Raw genomic sequence first — 444 nt, 5'->3', positions numbered from 1 at the left:
GTGCTGGACAAGCGTCTGACCGCCTTCCTGCGCCGCAACCTCGAGCAGCGCCGCCTGCTCGAGAAGATCGAGGAGCGCGAACGACGTCGCGACATCCTCGTCGGCGACGAGGCGGTGTTCGCGTTCTACAACGCACGGATCCCCGCCGATGTCACCGACGTGCGCTCCTTCGAGACCTGGTGGAAGGATGCCGTCGCCCGCACGCCCCACCTGCTCGACCTGCGCGAGTCCGACCTCACCGGCGACCGCGCGCAGGGCGACGACCGGGCGTTCCCCGCGCGGTGGCGGCAGGGCGATCAGACGCTCAACCTCGCCTACCGCTTCGAGCCCGGGGCTCCAGACGACGGGGTGACGGTCGTCGTCCCCCTGCCGCTGCTGGCGCAGCTGCGCCCCGACGGTTTCGACTGGCAGGTGCCGGGCATGCGCGACGAACTCGTCACCGCC

General features: G+C 71.2%; 1 protein-coding gene. It reads left to right on the top strand.

All coding sequences use genetic code 11. From position 1 onward, the window contains the following. The coding region (locus DBR36_RS18740; protein WP_258222980.1) for a DUF3418 domain-containing protein at positions 1 to 444 on the top strand (444 nt) is incomplete at both ends.

Origin of the sequence: Microbacterium sp. HMWF026 (assembly GCF_003061325.1) — a bacterium.
In the GTDB taxonomy this organism is placed as follows: domain Bacteria; phylum Actinomycetota; class Actinomycetes; order Actinomycetales; family Microbacteriaceae; genus Microbacterium; species Microbacterium testaceum_E.
This window is presented reverse-complemented; position numbering and strand designations above follow the sequence as displayed.